Below are 17,759 nucleotides of genomic sequence, written 5' to 3' on the forward strand. Positions count from 1 at the left end.
GCGTTATTCTATCAGGGCTCATTTCGGTCAGGGCTTCTTGGATGCCAGAATCGCAGCCGCGGACGGCCTGTCGCCGGAGCGCTGTCGAGTTGGGTACTGCTCGTGACCAGCGCCCCGCTGCGCCCAGTCTCGTACAGGGGAATACCGCTTAGCTCCAGCCGTTTCCGTGCCTCGTCGGGCAAACCGGCACCCTCGGCAGTCGTCGCAGCCCAAACCTGACCGGGCGGGAATTGCGCCAGCCAGTCGTCCTGCAGGGCGCGCGGGTTGGAAGTCCTCGGCGCTACCAGCAAGTCAACCGCAAATCCTGCGGTGCCCCGACGCATCACGGCCTCGCCGAGACCATCCAGCCCGCCCATGACCAGCAGGGTCGCGTCCGCCCCCTCCACCTTCAGCACACAGGACGCGGACGAGTCGTCATTCCAGCCCGGCGGCGGATGGAGTATCTCGAAGCGCACACCGTCCCAGTTCCACTGATCCCCCTTTTCGCAACGTTCGTCAGTGCCATGGCTCACCGGGGTGCGCCGCAGCGTGCGCCTCACCGAGATCTGTTCCCGGACTGCCGCCACGCCGCCGGCGTGCCCGGCATGCTCGTGCGTCACCATCAGCGTGTCCAGGGAGCGGATGCCGCCCGCCCGCAAGGCCGGCACCACAATCCGGTCACCCGCGCTGAAGCCGCCCTCCCGGCCCGGACCCGCATCAATTAACAGCGCGTGTCGTCGGGTCTCGACGATGGTGGCCTGCCCGGCGCCAACGTCCAGGACCTGAACGCGCCACTGCCCGGCCGCAAAGTCCGGGCGCAACGGCGCGACCAGGGCGATCGCAGTCACTGCAATCCAGGGCGCCAATCGCCGGGCGAGCGGCTGCAAGGCCAGGAAAACAGCCACCCCGCCCAGCAGGGACGCGGCCACCGGCACATGGCGCTGGTCCACCAGGACAGGGATCCCTGCCAGTGCCTCGAGCGTCATCACCAGCAGTGCCAACAGGCCATCCGCAATGCCTAACAACAAGCCACCTGCGGCCGGCCACCCCCACGCGAGCAAGGCACCGGCCAGCAACAACGGCAAGATCAGTAGCGTCACCATCGGCACCGCGACCAGGTTGGCCACGGGTGCGACCCAGGACCCCAGCTGGAACCAGGCCAGACTGAGCGGCAGCATCGCAATCGCCAGCACGACCTGGATGCGCAGGCCTTCGCGCCAGCCGGTCGTCCCGACCCGACCCTGCAACAGCAGCAGGATCACGGCCACTGCGCCGAACGAGAACCAGAACCCCGGGGCCAGCACGCTCGGTGGGTGCACAATCAGCACCATGGCCGCGGCAAGGGCCAGGGCGCGCCAGGCAACACCCTCGCGACGCGACAGCACCGCAAGCGTGAGCGCAATCAGCATCAGCAAAGCCCTTTGGGTCGGGATGCTGAAACCGGCGAGTACCGCATAGCCCGTGGCGGCCACCAGCCCGACCACACCCATGAACAGCCAGCGCCGCAGCCGTCTTATAACGGCCACCCCGGACCACAACCATCCGGCAATGCCGCCGGCAAACCCCGCCACCAGGGCCACATGCAACCCGGAAATCGCCATCAGGTGATTCGTCCCGGTGTGTAGAAAGGCCTGCCATTCACTCTCGGTCATGGCCTGACGATTGCCGATGACCAGCGCCTGCACCAGGCCCGGGTGACGCAAATCCGGTGCCGCGCGCTCCAGACGTGCCTGCATTGCGGCCCGAAGGCGGTGCATGATCACGCGGCCCCTGGCCCCCTCGTGCACGCCTGCCAGTGGGGTAACGGAACGCGCAACGGCGCTGCCGTGCATCCCCTCGCGGTAGAACCAGCCTGCGGCATCGAATCCCCCGGGGTTGCGGGGGCCGTCGACACCACGCAATCGCAAGTCCAGCCGCAACGAATCACCCACCTGTATCGCCGGCCGCGCGGGGAAGGTGCTCACCCACAACTCGCGGCCTGCAAGCTCCAGCCCCGGGCTGCCCTGCTCGATCTCCGACACCCCAACCCGGAACCGGCTGCGCCGCTCCCCGTGCTCCGGCAAACTGACCACCTGTGCCCGCACCGAGACCTCGACTCCCGACCACTCGGGACCCACGACCTTGCCCGACCAGTCCGTCGCATGCGGGAGTGCCAGCCACACGCCCGCGAGCAACCCCAGCGAGGCTGCTGGCAACCACGTGAAAGGAGAACCTCGCCGAGCCGCCTGGACCCAGCCAAGTGCGACCAGCGCGCCAGCGACAGGCAGGAACACTCTCAATGGACCTTCGAGCAAGACAGGCAGGACGGGGAGCTGGTGCAACCCCCACACACCGGCGATCAGACCCAGCACCGCGACCATCATGGCGCACGGTCCCGTCCAGGAAGAGTTGGAATCCTCTCCCCAGGGCCCAGTCCTAGCAGGTAGGATGCACGCCCAGGATTGGGCCTGCGAGAGTCCGACAGATACCCACAGACATGGCGAAGCACATCATCAGAAGGCTGTTCCCCGGCATGGAGGGCGTGCGCGGCCATCGCGCACTCTCCCCACTGGGGCCGCGCCTGCGGTCTCCGGATCTGTGGCATCTGAACCGCCGCTCCGTGGCTGGTGCGTTTGCCGTTGGGCTGTTCGTGACCTTCCTGCCTATCCCTATGCAGATGCTGGTCGCCGCGATTGTCGCGCTGATTGTGCGCGTCAACCTGCCCATCTCGGTGATCCTGGTCTGGATCTCCAACCCGATCACCATGCCCCCCATGTTGTATATGGCCTATACCGTCGGCCGCAAGCTGCTGGGTGAGCCGCCCCGCGATGTCCATCTCGACTGGAGTTGGGAATGGTTCAGTACCGAGCTGCTGACCATCTGGCAGCCGCTACTGCTCGGCAGCCTGCTCTTCGCGACGCTGGCCAGCCTCTCCGGATATCTGCTGGTGCGTGTGCTGTGGCGCGTGAATGTCGTACAGCGCCTGCGGACCCGTCGCGCGTTGCGGCGGTTGCGTCAGGAGCGGGAAAGGGAAAAAGCGGAAAAAGACGATTCGGGCCGGTAGCCGACGCACGCCAAGGGCTGACCGCAACTTCGCAAGGCTTTACCCAGCGCTCCCGAGCGGACGGATCAGTCGTCGGCCAGCTGGCCGTGGAAGTGCTCGCGCTCCAGGTGCCCCTTGACCAGCTGTACCGACCGATCCAGCTCGCGCGCGAGGGTGATGTCATGCGTCACCAGTGCCAGCGCGGTGCCGGTCGAACGGTTCATCTCGCGCAGCAGCGCGAACACATGCTGGGCGCGCTCCTGATCCAGATTCCCGGTGGGCTCGTCGGCCAGAATCGCGGACGGCCGCGTCACCAGCGCCCGCGCGATCGCCACGCGCTGGCGCTCGCCCCCCGACAGTTCGGCCGGCTTGTGCGCACCACGGTGCCCGAGGTCGACCTGCCCGAGCCAGTGCTCTGCCTCCTGGCGCGACCGACGGCTGGAGGTCCCCCGGATCAGCAGAGGCAGCGCGACATTCTCGACCGCCGTCAGCTCCGGCAACAGGTGGTGGAACTGATAGACGAAACCGAGGTGCTGGTTGCGCATGCGCCCCCGGCGCGCCTCGCCCATACGCGACCACTCCTGCCCCAGCAGCCGGACCTCGCCCGCCGTGGGCCGATCCAGCCCCCCGAGCAGATGCAGCAGCGTACTCTTGCCGGAGCCGGAGGCGCCGATGATCGCCGTCTGATCGCCCCGCTCCAGGCGAAAATCGACCCCCTGCAGCACGGCCACGTCCAGCTTGCCATCGCGGAAGCGCCGCTCGACCCCCACGGCCTCCAGTACAGGCACAGTCTCAGTCATGGCGCAGGGCCTCCGCCGGCTGTGTACGGGCCGCCCGCCAGGCCGGGAACAGCGTCGCCACGACGGTCAGCAAGAACGCAATCCCGCCCACCCGAAAGACATCGGATGCCTTCAGTTCCGACGGCAAGTCACTGATGTAGTAGACATCGGCCGCGAGAAACTCGATGCCCATCGCGCGTTCGATAAAGGGCACCACGACATCGATATTGAGTGCCAGCGCGACACCGGCGACCGAGCCGAGCAGGATGCCGATCGCGCCGATCACCACCCCCTGGACCACGAACACCAGCATGACCCCCGACGGGGACAGCCCAAGGGTTCGCAGTATCGCGATATCCCCCTGCTTGTCGGTCACCAGCATGATCAGCGTGGAAACGATATTGAAGGCCGCTACCGCGACGATCAGGGACAGGATGATGAACATCACCATCTTCTCGATCTGGATCGCGCGAAACAGGTTCGCGTGCTGGCGCGTCCAGTCGGACACCCGGAACAGCCCGTCAAGCTGACTGGCCACCTCGCGCGAGACCACACCCGCCCGCATCATGTCCGTCAGGCGCAGGCGCAGGCCGGTGACGCTCTCGCCGGTCTGGAAGACCGCCTGGGCGTCCTGCAGATGAATAAACGCAGTCCCGCGGTCGTACTCGTACATCCCGACCTCGAAGATCCCCGCCACCTCAAATCGTCGCATGCGCGGCATTACACCCGCTGGCGACACCGAGGCCTGTGGCGCCATCAGGATCAGAGAATCGCCTACCCTCACGCGCAGTTCCGCTGCCAGCTCGCGCCCCAGCACAATGCGGTAGGCACCGGGTTCGAGCTGCCCGAGCCGGCCCTGAGTCATGTGCTCGCCGATCCGCGCCACGCGCTCCTCGGCCTCCGGGTCCACCCCGCGGATCAGAGCGCCCGAGATGTTCCCGCTTGCACTGAGCATCGCCTCGCCCTGGACATACGGAGCGACCGCCAGTACTCGCTCGTCGATCGTCTCGACCTGCTCCTTCAGCGACTCCCAGTTGCGCAAGCCACCATTCACGTCCTGGATGGTCGCATGCGACGCCATGCCCAGGATGCGATCGCGCAGCTCGCGTTCGAAGCCGTTCATGACCGAGAGCACGGTAATCAGCGCCATCACACCCAGCACCAGGCCGAGGATCGAGACGACCGAGATAAAGGAGATGAAGTGGTTACGCCGTTTGGCGCGCGTATAGCGCAGACCAATGGCGAGCGGGAGCGGGCGGAACATCGAGAAATCATGCCAGAGTTACACGGGCGCGCCTATCCCCGATGGCACAGACTTTCACGATGGGAGGCACAGCCAACAGGATGACGCTACCATGTGGTTTATCGTCCGCGAGCCATCGGAGATTTGTCTCATGCAAGGGAATCATGCAAAGCCAACGCTTACCCGTCCGCGCGGCCCGCTCGCCGTCGCTGCCGCGGCGGTCCTGGTCATGACCACGGCACTGACCCCATTGACCGTCAACGAGGCGCAGGCCGAGATCCTGCGGGGCACAAGCGGAGACTTCGAAGTACAAACCCGTGAGGGGCTGCCAGCCCGTGGCCAGAGCCAGTCCGGGGTGCGCAGTCGTCATGGCGAGCCCAGCCAGCGCCATCCCACGGTCGGTGATCCGCCGATCACCCGCTGGGACTACAGCGATTTCTCTGTCGTGTTCGAGGGCGAATACGTGCTGCACAGCATCGTGCACGGCGAACAGACCCCGCGTCGGCCGTGACGGGCGGCGCATCTTCCCCCCATACCCGGCGTCTACCAGCAGAGTGGGAACCGCAGGCCGGTGTTCAGCTCACCTGGCCGCATAGCGGTACCGACTGGGCCGGAGAACTCGACCGGGTCCACCCTGTCTTTGCCACCCTCGCGGCTGCGATCAGCCGTTTCGAGCCGGTGGTGATCGTCGCCCGCGACCCGGAACACATCGAAGAGATCTCCGGATTTCTGGTCGAGGCCGCCATCCGCAACGACCGTCTGTGGTTCGCGCTGGCCGACTCCGACGACACCTGGGCTCGCGACCATGGCCCGATTACCGTACTGGAAGGGCCGCAGCCCCGCCTGCTCGACTTCACCTTCAACGGCTGGGGCGGCAAATTCCCTGCAGAGCATGACAACGCGATCACCACTGCCCTGGCCCAGCAGGGCGTCTTCGGCCCGAACGTGCCGGAGCCCATCGCAATGGTGCTGGAGGGTGGCAGCATCGAGTCCGACGGCGACGGCACCCTCCTGACGACTGCCCAATGCCTGCTGCAGCCAACACGCAACCCGGATCTGGACAAGGCGGCGATCGAGCGCTGCCTGCACGAGCATCTGGGCACACAACGGGTCCTGTGGCTGGAACATGGCCACCTCGAAGGGGACGACACCGACAGCCACATCGACACCCTCGCCCGCTTCTGCAGCCCGGATACGATCGCCTATGTCCAGTGCGACGACCCCGATGATCCGCACCACGGCGAACTGGCGGCCATGGAGGAGGAGCTGCGCTCGCTGCGCCAGGCCTCCGGCGCGCCCTACCGGCTGATTCCCCTGCCCTGGCCTCGCCCGCAGCGCGGCCCCGATGGCCAGCGCCTGCCGGCGACCTACGCAAACTTCCTGATCCTCAACGATGCCGTCCTGATGCCGGCCTACGACGACCCCGCCGATGCCATCGCGCTCGATCGCCTGACCGAGGCCTTTCCGGGGCGCGAAATCGTGGAAATCGACTGCCGGGCCATCATCCGTCAGGGTGGCAGCCTGCACTGCCTGACCATGCAATACCCCAAGGGCGCCCTTGGCATCCCGGAAGACTGATCTGTGATGACGACCGATACCCTTCCCGTGGCCCTGATCCAGCACCGCGATGCCGGGAGCGTCGAGGCCAACCTGGACGCGACCGCCCAGGCCGTAGCCGATGCCGCGGCGGGCGGGGCTCGCCTGGTCGTGCTGGCCGAGCTGCACACCGGCCCCTACTTCTGCCAGACCGAAGACCCGGGGGTCTTCGACCGCGCCGAGCCCATCCCCGGCCCGTCCACCAGGCGCCTGGGACAGATCGCCCGCGACAACGCCGTGGTGCTCGTGACCTCGCTGTTCGAGCGGCGCGCAGCCGGCGTTTACCACAACACCGCGATCGTCTTCGAGGCCGATGGCCGCCCGGCCGGCCTTTACCGCAAAATGCACATCCCGGACGACCCCGGGTATTACGAAAAGTACTACTTCACCCCGGGTGATACCGGCTTCGTCCCGATCGACACCTCGGTCGGGCGCCTGGGCGTGCTGGTCTGCTGGGACCAGTGGTATCCAGAGGCCGCGCGCATCATGGCCCTGTCCGGGGCGCAGTGCCTGATCTACCCGACCGCCATTGGCTGGGACCCGCGCGACGAGGCGGACGAGCAGACCCTCCAGCGCGAGGCCTGGATCACCGTCCAGCGCGGCCACGCGGTCGCGAACAACCTGCCGGTCCTCGCCTGCAATCGCACCGGACACGAAATGGACCCGTCAGAGACCAGTCCCGGGGCCCGGTTCTGGGGCACCAGCTTCGTTGCGGGCCCGCAGGGGGAGTTCCTGGCGCAGGCGGGCGAGGATCAGCCCGAGACCCTCCGCGCCACCCTGGACCTGGGCCGCACCGAGGCGGTCCGCCGGATGTGGCCCTTCCTGCGCGACCGTCGCATCGACGCCTACAGCCCGATCCTCAAGCGCTACATCGACCGCACGGACTGACCGCTACCTGCTAATTCAGCGCCTTCCCGACGGGGTTCCGCCGCAAACAGGATCGAATCCGTATAATGCCGGCCCGTTTTCCCGGATTCTCGACACTGCATGTCCGAACAGCCGCGCAACCCGCTAAAACCCGGTCGCTTTCCCGGCGACGGATTCGAGATCTGGTCGGGGCTCAATACCTCGGCCGCGCCCCTGGCACTCGCACGCGCCGCCGCATCGGCCGAATGGCCGCTGCTGGTCGTCGTCGAGTCGAATGAGGCCGCGGACCGCTGGCAGGAAGAGTGGGACTTTTTCGGTGCCGGGCTCGACCTGCCAGTGATGCGTCTCCCCGACTGGGAGACCCTGCCGTTCGATGTCTTTTCCCCACACGAGGACATCATCTCCGAGCGGCTGCGCACGCTGTATCACCTCCCGTCGCTGGAGCGCGGGATCATCCTGATCCCGGTCTCCACGCTGATGCAGCGCCTGCCCCCGCGCGACTGGCTGACCACCCAGGGTCTCTCCCTGCGCAGTGCCCAGCGCCTGGACCGCATGCAGCTGCGGGAACGGCTGACCGAGGCGGGCTACAGCGCAGTCAACCAGGTGATCAGCCACGGCGAATTTGCCGCACGCGGGGAGATCCTCGATCTGTTCCCGATGGGCGCCGAGCAGCCGGTGCGCATCGAGTTTCTCGACGACGAGATCGATTCCCTGCGCCATTTCGACCCGGAGACCCAGCGCTCCACGGAAAAGGTCGAGCGCGTCGAGATCCTGCCCAGCCACGAGTTTCCGCTGAACGAGGATTCCATCCGCGCGTTCCGCACCCGCTACCGCGAGCAGTTCAGTGGCGATCCCAGTCGCCACCCGATCTACCGGGACATCAGCGAAGGCCTGGTTCCCCCGGGCATCGAAGCCTACCTGCCCCTGTTCTTCGAGGGCATGGACAGCGTATTCGACTACGCCCCTCAGGCTCGCGTCGTGCAGGCCGGCAATATCGCCGACGCCGCGCAGGAGTATGCCCGCGAGATCGCCGACCGCTTCGAGCAACTGAGCCACCAGGTGGAACGCCCCCTGCTGCCACCGGAGCGCCTCTATCTCGACGAGTCGGCCCTGAACGAGGCGCTGCGCGCCCGCGCCGGTATTGCCCTGGGCGGCGAGCCGCCGCAGCCGCTACCGGCAGACCGAGGCAGGACCGTGCCCTTCACCTGCGACCCCCTCCCCGAACTGGGAATGGAACACGGCAAGGATGCCCCCGCCGAACGCCTGAAGCGCTTTGTCGGGGAACAGGAGCGGGTCCTGCTCACCGCCGAGTCCGCCGGCCGGCGCGAGGCCCTGCTCACACTGCTGCGCGAACAGGATGTGCCGCACCACGCCGTCGATGACTGGGAGGCCTTCCTGGGGGGCGAGCCCGGCCTCAGCGTGACAGTCGGTGCGCTGAGCGAAGGTTTCCGGCTGCCGGACGGGATCGTGCTCGTGCCGGAGTCCGCGATCCTCGGCGAACGCGCGCGGCAATCCCGCCGACGCAACCGTCCCACCCGCGATGCGGACGCCGTCATCCAGAACCTCAGCGACCTGACGATCGGGGCCCCGGTCGTCCACGAGGAGCAGGGCGTGGGCCGATACCTCGGCCTGCAGACACTGGATTTCAGCGGCCAGCCGTCGGAGTTCCTGACTCTGGAATACGCCGATGGCGCCAAGCTCTATGTCCCGGTCTCCTCGCTGCACCTGATCAGCCGCTATACCGGTGCCGATGCGGAACACGCCCCGCTTCACCGCCTGGGCAGCGAACAGTGGAACCGCGCCCGCCGCAAGGCCGCCGAAAAGGCGCGCGATGTCGCCGCCGAGCTGCTGGAGGTCCACGCGCGGCGCGCCGCCAAGCAGGGCACGGCGTTCGCGACCGAGACTCCCGAGTATCACGCCTTTGCGGCCGCCTTCCCGTTCGAGGAAACCGCCGATCAGCTCCAGGCGATCGACGCGGTACTGACCGACATGGCTGACACCCGGCCGATGGACCGCGTGATCTGCGGCGATGTCGGCTTCGGCAAGACCGAGGTCGCCATGCGCGCCGCATTCGTCGCCGTGCAGAACAATCGCCAGGTGGCCGTGCTGGTCCCGACCACCCTGCTCGCCCAGCAGCACCACCAGAACTTCAGCGACCGCTTCGCCGACTGGCCCGTCCGCATCGAGTCCCTGTCGCGCTTTCGCAGTGCCAAGCAGCAGGCCGCCGTGCTGGAAGGGCTGAAGGAAGGCAAGGTCGATATCGTAATCGGCACGCACAAGCTGCTGCAGTCGAACCTGGACTTCTCCAACCTCGGGCTCGTGATCGTGGACGAGGAACAACGCTTTGGCGTGCGCCACAAGGAGGCGCTGAAGAGACTGCGCGCCGAGGTCGACATGCTGACCATGACCGCGACCCCGATCCCGCGCACGCTGAACATGGCCCTGTCCGGGCTGCGCGACCTCTCGGTGATCACCACCCCGCCGCGCGAACGCCTGGCAATCAAGACCTTCGTCAACGAGTGGAACGACGCGATCATCCAGGAGGCCTGCCTGCGCGAGATTCGCCGCGGTGGCCAGGTGTACTTCGTGCACAACGAGGTCAACACCATCGAACGCATGGCGGAGCAGATTCGTGCGCTGCTGCCGGGTGCGCGCATCGGCATCGCCCACGGCCAGATGCGCGAGCGCGAACTCGAGCAGGTGATGCTCGACTTCTACCACCGGCGCTACAACATCCTGGTCTGCTCCACCATCATCGAGACCGGCATCGACGTACCCACCGCGAATACCATCGTGATGAATCGCGCCGACAAGCTGGGCCTCGCCCAGATGCACCAGCTGCGCGGCCGCGTCGGGCGCTCCCACCACCGGGCCTATGCCTACCTGGTCACGCCGCCGGAGAAGGCCATGTCAGCCGACGCGCGCAAACGCCTGGAGGCGATTGCCTCGCTGGAGGATCTGGGCGTTGGCTTTACACTCGCCAGTCACGACCTCGAGATCCGGGGCGCCGGCGAGCTGCTGGGCGACGAGCAAAGCGGCCAGATCCAGGAAGTCGGCTTCTCGATGTACAACGACCTGCTCAACCGTGCGGTCAACGCCCTGCGCTCCGGCAAGATGCCTGAACTGGAGACTCCGGAGACGCCCGGCACCGAGGTTGAGCTGGGGCTGCCCGCCCTGCTCCCGGATGCTTTCGTACCCGATGTGCACACACGCCTGATCCTCTACAAGCGCGTCAGCAGCGCCGAGAACAGCGATGCACTGCGCGAGCTGGAAGTCGAACTGGTAGATCGTTTCGGGTTGCTGCCGGACCCGGCCAAGGCCCTGTTCGAGGCCGCCCGCCTGCGGCTCAAGCTGACGCCCCTGGGGATCCGCAAGCTGGAACTGGGGCCGGCCGGGGGACGCTTCGTTTTTGGACCCAATCCCGAAATCGATATCGCCGCCCTGATCGAACTGGTGCAATCCGACCCGAATGCCTACAAACTGGATGGCCAGAAGGCTTTCCGCTTTTATGCCGAAATGGAGACTCTGGAGGCTCGCTCTCAGGCCGTCCAGCGTCTGATCCATACCATCAGCCCGAAACAACAGGCCGCCTGAATGCCCGCCAACACCAATCGCCCCGACCCGAACCGCCGCAGGCTCGTCAGCAGCCTCGCCCTCCTGCCACTACTCGGGCTTGGGACAACGGCCACCGCCCAGGTCGGCCGCCGCTACCGCATCGAGCTGGTCATCTTCGAGCACACGACCGCGGAGAGCCGGCGCCTGCAGGAGGAGATCGCCTCCGTGCGCGAACCCAACCTGGCAGGATCCGAACTGGGTGGGCGCATCTATCAGGATTCTCGGCGCGGCTTCGAGTTGCAGCGGGCGGCCAGTCGGGTCGAAGACTCCGGCACCGGGCGTGTGATCGCGCGTCTGGCCTGGGATCAGCTGGGCCGCGATCATAGCGCCACCCCCTGGCTCAAGGTGCAGCAGGGCCGCCGTCTTGGGGCGCGTCAGGCTGTGTTTGGCGATTCCACCACCGCAGCGCAGCCGATCGTAGTGGACGAAGACCGCTACGAACTGGAGGGCCGGCTACGGGTATGGGTCGGGCGTTTCCTCCACCTGGAGACCGACCTCGTCTATCACATCGACCGTGACGGGGCCGAACCGCTCGGGGTGGCCGTGCGCGGCCACCAGCGCATGAACTCCGGCAGCCAGCTCTTCTACCTGGACCACCCGGTCGTCGGGATCATCGCCCGCGTGACGCGGCTGGACAGCTAGTCCGGACTGAAACAGGCGTCACCCCGCCTGTTTTGCCGGCTCAGCGCCAGTTGGGCTTGGTCTCCATCGCCAGCCAGCTCTGCAGCGCCGACATGCCCAGGTCCTCGAACAGAAGCTGAAGGGCGCTGCGGCGCGGCTTGAAGGTCACCATTTTCTCAACACCAATCACGTCGCGTGCGACCGACTGATCCGTCCCCAGACCATCGATAAGGCCCAGATCCACCGCGCGTTGACCGGTCCAGATCAGGCCGTCGAACAGCTCCTCGTTTTCGGCCAGACGATCTCCCCGCCCCTGGCGGACCACATCGACGAACTGCTGGTGCAGCCCGTCCATCAGGTCATGGATATGGCTCACGTGACCCTCGTCGAGCGGCAGAAACGGATCCAGCAGGGCCTTGTTCTCCCCGGAGGTGAACAGCCGCCGTTCGACACCAATGTTCTCCAGCAGATCCACCACGCCAAAGCTGTCCAGGCGCACCCCGATCGAACCGACCATGCTGGCCTGGCTGGCGTAAATCTCGTCGGCCGCCACGGCGATGTAGTAGGCGGCCGAGGCCCCGATATCGGTGACGACCGCATAGACCGGGATGTCCTCGTGCTCGTCCTTCAGCCGCAGGATCTCGTCATGGATCGCGGCGGCCTGCACCGGACTCCCGCCCCCACTGTTGATGCGCAGCATCACGGCGCGAGTGCCATCCGCCTCGAACGCCCGTTTCAGGGTCTTGTTGAGCTCTTCCGCGTTGGCCCGAGCACTCGACGCGATCAGTCCGTCGACCTCGACAACGGCCACGTGCTCTTCGGGCTCGCGGTCGTCCTCGAACCAGGCGGTCAAGCCCATATCGCCGCCCCGCACCAGAACCAGCAGGGCGAACAGATAGATGAACAGCAGCAGCTTGAAGAAGATTCCCCAGCGCCGGGCACGCCGCTGTTCCACCACCTGGGCCTGGACCAGACGCTCCAGCGTCTCGCGCTCCCAGCCCGGCTTGTTCTCGTTCGACCAACCCATCGTTTGTCCTCAGTCCTCGGGAAGCGGCTCCGACTGCCGCAGGAGATCCAGCAGTTCCTTCAGGTCGCGGGCCACGGCCAGCGGGCGCTCGTCGCTCAGCCGGCGGTGATCGTGGACCCCATGTGTCACGGCCAGCGACGGGACGCCGGCGGCGCGAGCCATCTGCAGATCATAAACGCTATCACCGACCATCCGTGCCCGGGAACGTTCCACCCCGCAGCGCGCCATCACATGTTCCAGCATCACCGGACTGGGTTTCGACGGATGCTCGTCCCCGCAGGCCGTCGCGACAAAACGTCCCATGAGGCCGGCGGCTTCCAGGGCCTGGTCCAGCCCCGCCCGCGACTTGCCGGTCGCAACGCCCAGCAGCACGCCGCGTTCGTCAAGCCAGTCGAGCAAGGGCTCGACATGCGCGAACAGGGGCGTCTCTGGCGCATCGGTGGCGCCCAGATAGCACTGGCGATAGGTGGTGGCGAACGCCCCCACGAACGCAGAGTCGGCGCCCGGGAACAGTCTCTCTACCGCGGCCTCCACGCCCAGGCCAATAATATCGCGCAGCTCGCTTTCCGCGGGCGTCTCGCGCCCCAGGGCCGCACAGGCCCGCTGCAGGCAGTGAACAATCCGGCGTGGCGAATCCATCAGCGTCCCGTCCCAGTCGAATACGACCAGGCGCAAGGCATCCCCCTCCGGTGGCAGCAGTGTGCTCATCCGGACGCTTCGGGGCTTGCGAGCGCATCGAGGATCGACTGCAGCTCGTCCGGCAGCGGCGCGGAGTACACATGCGACTCGCCGGCCGAATCCTCGTACTGCAGGGCCTGGGCGTGCAGAAACAGGCGTTTCAGGCCTGCCCCGCGCAGTACCCGGTTTGCATCGGGCAATCCGTAGTCGTGATCGCCGCCAACGGGATGGCCAATCGCCTGGCCATGTACGCGGATTTGGTGGGTCCGTCCGGTACCGATCCGTACCTCGGCCAACTGAAAAGATCCAAAACGTTCCAGCGGCACGAACTGGCTGATCGCCGAGCGGGCACTCTCGGGGTCGGCATCCTCCCCCGCACGCATGCGGCGTTTCCCGTCCTGACCCCGACTGGAGGCAATCGGTTCGTCGCACACAATGGGCTGATCGTTGGGGAACGCCCCCACCAGCAGCGCCAGATAGCGCTTCTCCACACGCCCCTCGCGCAGCGCCGCGTGGAAGTCCTGCAATCCCGCGCGAGTCTTGGCCAGCAGCAGGCAGCCGCTGGTCTCGCGATCCAGCCGATGCCCCAGCTCCAGCTCCAGCTCGCAACCGGGACGCAGCTGGCGCATCGCCTCGATGATCCCGAAGGCCAGGCCGCTGCCGCCATGCACCGCAAGGCCCGAGGGCTTGTCGAGGACCAGGACCTGGTCGTCTTCATGCAAGATGGAGCGGCGCAGTCGGTCCAGGACCCCCGGGGGGATGTCCCGCTCGACGGCCTCGGGCCGGTCCAGGTCCGGCACGCGCACCTCCGAGCCGACACTCAGCCGCTGGGTCACCTTGGCACGGCGCCCATCGACCCGGATCGCCCCCTTGCGCACCAGGCGGTAGATCAGACTTTTGGGAACTCCCTTGAGCTCGCGCAGGAGGAAGTTATCCAGGCGCTGGCCATCCCCGCGCTCGGTGACCGAGAGCGTACGAGGCCCAGAGGGAGATTGCGGCTGACGGGGACGTGCTTTCATCGGGCGCGATCCTACCTCAGGCGCGCCATCCTAACCATGTACCCTGGCATTTCCGCGACGAAAAAACTTGCCCAATCGGGGGGTTATGCCCTACATTGGCGCACGGTACCTGCTGGCGGATATTGCGCCCGGGCGCCTCGAATTACCCGCCGATCTGGTCCTGCACAGTGCGACTACATGCGACCAGACGGCCATCGCCCAAAAGCGAACCTGTGACACTATTTCTTCTAACCCAGTCCTGTCTCCCCGGCCCCGCATCCCGCGGACGGCTGGTCCCGTGGCTATTGGTGAACACCTGGCTGGCGCGTTGGATTCCTCTTCGCGCCGCCATGGCGGGCATGCGTCTCGAAACGTCGACGTGCCGCCTTCGTTCCGCACCACGTGGCCTCGGGCTTGTGACCGACGTACAGGACGATCGACCGAGTCCATTGCATGAAACGCATCCTGATCAATGCCACGCAGCCCGAAGAGCTGCGCGTGGCCATGGTCGACGGCCAGCGGCTGTACGACCTCGACATCGAACTGCCTTCGCGCGAGCGCAAGAAGGCCAACATCTACAAGGCCAAGATCACCCGCGTCGAGCCAAGCCTCGAAGCCGCGTTTGTTAATTTCGGCGCCGAGCGCCACGGCTTTCTCCCGTTCAAGGAGATCGCCCCCTCCGCGGTTGGCGCGCCGGCCGACAGCGACAAGCCCATCCGCGAGCTGCTAAAGGAAGGGACCCAGCTTCTCGTCCAGGTGGAGAAGGAAGAACGAGGCAACAAGGGTGCCGCGCTGACCACCTATATCAGCCTGGCCGGGCGCTACCTGGTCCTGATGCCGAACAATCCCAAGGCCGGTGGCGTATCGCGGCGCATCGAAGGCGAAGACCGCGCGGAACTGCGCGAGGCACTGTCCGGCCTGACCATGCCCGATGGCATGGGCGTGATCGCCCGCACCGCCGGCGTAGGCCGCAGCACCGAAGAACTGCAATGGGACCTCGACTACATGACGGCCCTTTGGTCGGCCGTGACCGAGGCGGCGGAAAAGGCCAACGCCCCGGCGCTGATCCACCAGGAAAGCAACGTGATCATCCGCGCCCTGCGCGATCACATGCGCAATGACGTCGGCGAGGTGATCATCGACGACGAAGCCGTCTATCAGCAGGCGGAGGACTTCGTCCGACTGGTGATGCCGAACAGCCAGCGCAAGCTGAAGAAGTACGACGACCCCGTCCCGCTGTTCAACCGCTATCAGATCGAAAGTCAGATCGAGAGCGCCTTCGATCGCGACGTGCAGCTCCCCTCCGGCGGCGCCCTGGTCATCGACCATACCGAGGCCCTGATCTCCATCGACGTGAACTCCGCCCGCTCCACCAAGGGTGGCGATATCGAGGAGACCGCCTTCCACACCAATCTGGAAGCCGCTGAAGAGGTGGCGCGCCAGCTGCGCGTGCGAGATCTGGGCGGCCTGATCGTGATCGATTTCATCGACATGAGCGCCAACAAGCATCAGCGAGAAGTGGAAAACCGTCTCCGCGAAGCGCTCGAGCTCGATCGCGCGCGGGTCCAGGTGGGCCGCATCAGTCGCTTTGGGCTGCTGGAGATGTCGCGCCAGCGCCTGCGTTCGTCGCTCGGCGAGTCCAGCCAGATCACCTGCCCCCGCTGCCAGGGGCATGGCCAGGTGCGCAGCGTCGAGTCGCTAGCCCTGTCGATCCTGCGCCTGATCGAAGAAGAGGCGATGAAAGACCGCACCGGCCTCGTCCTGGCGCAGGTCCCGGTCGATGTCGGCACCTTCCTGCTGAACGAAAAACGTTCATCGATCAACGAGATCGAGGCACGCCATCGGGTCGATATCAGTATCGTCCCGAACCCGCAGTACCTGACACCGAAGTTCGAGGTCCAGCGCGTGCGCGGCGACGAACGCGAAGAGGTCGTCAGTGGCCGCGGATCGCACGAACTCGTGGAGTCCGTCGAAGAGGATGTCGACCCGCACGGCGAACGCCGCGGCAAAGTGGAGAAGCCCCTGGTCCAGGGTGTGAAGGTCAAGGCCCCGGCCCCGATGGCCGAGTCGCCCGCCCCTCAAACGCCCAGCGAGCCGGTGCAGCAACCCGGGTTCTTTACCCGCATCTGGTCCTCCCTGTTCCCCAATGCGGCCCGGACCCCGGAGCCTGAAGCAGAAGAGCAAGAGAAAGACGAGGGGCGCAAGCGCGGCAAAGGCGGGCAGCAGCGAGCCAGCCGCGGTAATGGAAGCAACCGTGGGGGCGGCTCCAACCGGCGCCGTGGCGCACGAGACGACGGCGGTGACAAGCGTGATGCAGCGAAGCCGTCAGGTAACGGCAAAGGCGAGCCCCGTCAGGACGCCAGCAGCGCCGGTAGTGAAGACGGCGGCAAAGGCGGCCGATCGCGACGGCGTGGTAGCGCCAGTGGTGGCGCCGGCACCAAGGCTCGCGAAACCGAACCCAAGGCCGCCAAACCGAAGGCGGAAGGGGGCGAGGCAGCCGCAACATCCGAGGAACCGGCATCGCCTTCCGGGAACGGCCCGTCCACTTCCGACGACGATAGCGGCAAGGGCCGTGCCCGTTCGCGCCGCTCGCGCCGGGGCGGGCGCCGTCGTGGCGGCCGCGGCCGCTCCGGAAGCGGTGACGACAGCTCGGGTAATGAAAACGCCGAGAACCAGGATGCCGGTACTTCGAAGGAAGGTGACAAGTCCGCCTCCTCGCCCCAGGACAGCGAGACCACCAAGAAGCCAGCCGTGCAGGACTCGGGCAAGGGCGACAGCCAGCCACCCAGCGGCGAGTCCAAACCGGCCGCTAGGGAAAAATCAGCCGAGAAGGACTCCGGCCAGGAAACCGGTGGCAAAAGCGAAAAGGCGCCTGAAGACAAAGGTGCGGTAAGCGACAAGCCTCAGGCCCAGGAGAAGCCAACCCGCGAGCCTGGCAAGGCGGAAAAAGGGTCGGAAGAGGCGCCCAAGGCTGCCTCCGGCACACGTCGGGCAAAGGGAAGCGCTCAATCGTCCAAAACGGATGACGCGAAGGACAAGGGTGATTCTGGATCGCACACCGAGAATCGCCCTTCCGAAGCCGCCAAAACGGATGACAGCTCCGCATCGAAGCCGTCTCGTGGCAAGAAAAGCGATGCCAAGCCCGCGCCCGAGAAGGCCGCACCCGCCGAGGCCAGCGGTTCTGCCCGGTCGGAGCCGGCCTCGGCACCCCCGACCGACAAGCCGGCCAGCAAGCCGGAACCGGCGGCTGAGTCTTCGAGCAGCCCGGACGACAAGCCGCGCGATTGAGCTGGAAACCGGCCGATAACGTTTATCGCGTTATCGGCCGGTGGGA

At 66.5% G+C, this 17,759-nt stretch carries 13 protein-coding genes; 7 read left to right on the forward strand and 6 right to left on the reverse strand.

The genetic code is table 11. The annotated features are described in order from the left end of the window. Positions 1–11: 11 nt before the first annotated feature. Positions 12–2,342: a DNA internalization-related competence protein ComEC/Rec2 gene (locus F466_RS0108950; RefSeq protein ID WP_018993927.1), complete on the reverse strand. Its 2,331-nt coding sequence runs from the start codon at positions 2,340–2,342 to the stop codon at positions 12–14. A gap of 113 nt (positions 2,343–2,455) precedes the next feature. On the opposite strand from F466_RS0108950, the gene F466_RS0108955 reads away from it, so the two are divergent. Then, the gene (locus tag F466_RS0108955) at positions 2,456–3,022 is read left to right on the forward strand and encodes a DUF2062 domain-containing protein (RefSeq protein ID WP_012982600.1); all 567 of its coding nucleotides are present in this window, start codon (positions 2,456–2,458) and stop codon (positions 3,020–3,022) included. Between the two features lie 65 nt (positions 3,023–3,087). Here F466_RS0108955 and F466_RS0108960 read toward each other — a convergent pair whose 3' ends face one another. Beyond that, the gene (locus F466_RS0108960; protein ID WP_012982599.1) at positions 3,088–3,801 is read right to left on the reverse strand and encodes an ABC transporter ATP-binding protein; all 714 of its coding nucleotides are present in this window, start codon (positions 3,799–3,801) and stop codon (positions 3,088–3,090) included. Beyond that, the gene (locus F466_RS0108965) at positions 3,794–5,044 is read right to left on the reverse strand and encodes a lipoprotein-releasing ABC transporter permease subunit (protein WP_018993928.1); all 1,251 of its coding nucleotides are present in this window, start codon (positions 5,042–5,044) and stop codon (positions 3,794–3,796) included. Before F466_RS0108965 ends, F466_RS0108960 begins: the two co-directional genes overlap by 8 nt. A gap of 91 nt (positions 5,045–5,135) precedes the next feature. Between F466_RS0108965 and F466_RS0108970 the strand changes: the two genes are divergently transcribed. The 5 genes from F466_RS0108970 to F466_RS0108990 all read left to right on the forward strand — a co-directional run bounded on the left by F466_RS0108970 (position 5,136) and on the right by F466_RS0108990 (position 11,743). Beyond that, on the forward strand, positions 5,136–5,534 hold the full coding sequence (locus tag F466_RS0108970; RefSeq protein WP_026296440.1) for a hypothetical protein: 399 nt from the start codon (positions 5,136–5,138) through the stop codon (positions 5,532–5,534). Continuing rightward, positions 5,531–6,601 (forward strand): agmatine/peptidylarginine deiminase, encoded by a 1,071-nt coding sequence (locus F466_RS0108975; RefSeq protein ID WP_038082674.1) that lies wholly within the window; start codon positions 5,531–5,533, stop codon positions 6,599–6,601. The genes F466_RS0108970 and F466_RS0108975 overlap by 4 nt, the downstream gene beginning before the upstream one ends. Before the next feature lie 6 nt (positions 6,602–6,607). Then, complete coding sequence (locus F466_RS0108980) at positions 6,608–7,507, forward strand: carbon-nitrogen hydrolase (RefSeq protein WP_018993931.1); 900 nt, start codon at positions 6,608–6,610, stop codon at positions 7,505–7,507. A gap of 99 nt (positions 7,508–7,606) precedes the next feature. Continuing rightward, complete coding sequence (mfd, locus tag F466_RS0108985) at positions 7,607–11,080, forward strand: transcription-repair coupling factor (RefSeq protein WP_018993932.1); 3,474 nt, start codon at positions 7,607–7,609, stop codon at positions 11,078–11,080. Then, positions 11,081–11,743, forward strand: a complete 663-nt coding sequence (locus F466_RS0108990) for a CsiV family protein (protein ID WP_018139252.1) — start codon at positions 11,081–11,083, stop codon at positions 11,741–11,743. It abuts the gene before it with no gap. Positions 11,744–11,783: 40 nt separating this feature from the next. Here F466_RS0108990 and F466_RS0108995 read toward each other — a convergent pair whose 3' ends face one another. From F466_RS0108995 to F466_RS0109005, 3 genes are read right to left on the reverse strand one after another with little or no spacing between them, the layout of a single operon-like run. Beyond that, entirely contained in the window at positions 11,784–12,749 is a 966-nt protein-coding gene (locus tag F466_RS0108995) for a S49 family peptidase (protein ID WP_012982592.1), read from the reverse strand. A gap of 9 nt (positions 12,750–12,758) precedes the next feature. After that, complete coding sequence (locus tag F466_RS0109000) at positions 12,759–13,457, reverse strand: HAD family hydrolase (RefSeq protein ID WP_018993933.1); 699 nt, start codon at positions 13,455–13,457, stop codon at positions 12,759–12,761. Next, entirely contained in the window at positions 13,454–14,446 is a 993-nt protein-coding gene (locus F466_RS0109005; RefSeq protein WP_018993934.1) for an RluA family pseudouridine synthase, read from the reverse strand. Before F466_RS0109005 ends, F466_RS0109000 begins: the two co-directional genes overlap by 4 nt. Before the next feature lie 432 nt (positions 14,447–14,878). Between F466_RS0109005 and F466_RS0109010 the strand changes: the two genes are divergently transcribed. After that, on the forward strand, positions 14,879–17,713 hold the full coding sequence (locus F466_RS0109010) for an Rne/Rng family ribonuclease (RefSeq protein ID WP_018993935.1): 2,835 nt from the start codon (positions 14,879–14,881) through the stop codon (positions 17,711–17,713). Positions 17,714–17,759 lie beyond the last annotated feature (46 nt).

It is taken from the genome of Thioalkalivibrio sp. ALgr1, from assembly GCF_000378285.1.
Lineage (GTDB): Bacteria > Pseudomonadota > Gammaproteobacteria > Ectothiorhodospirales > Ectothiorhodospiraceae > Thioalkalivibrio.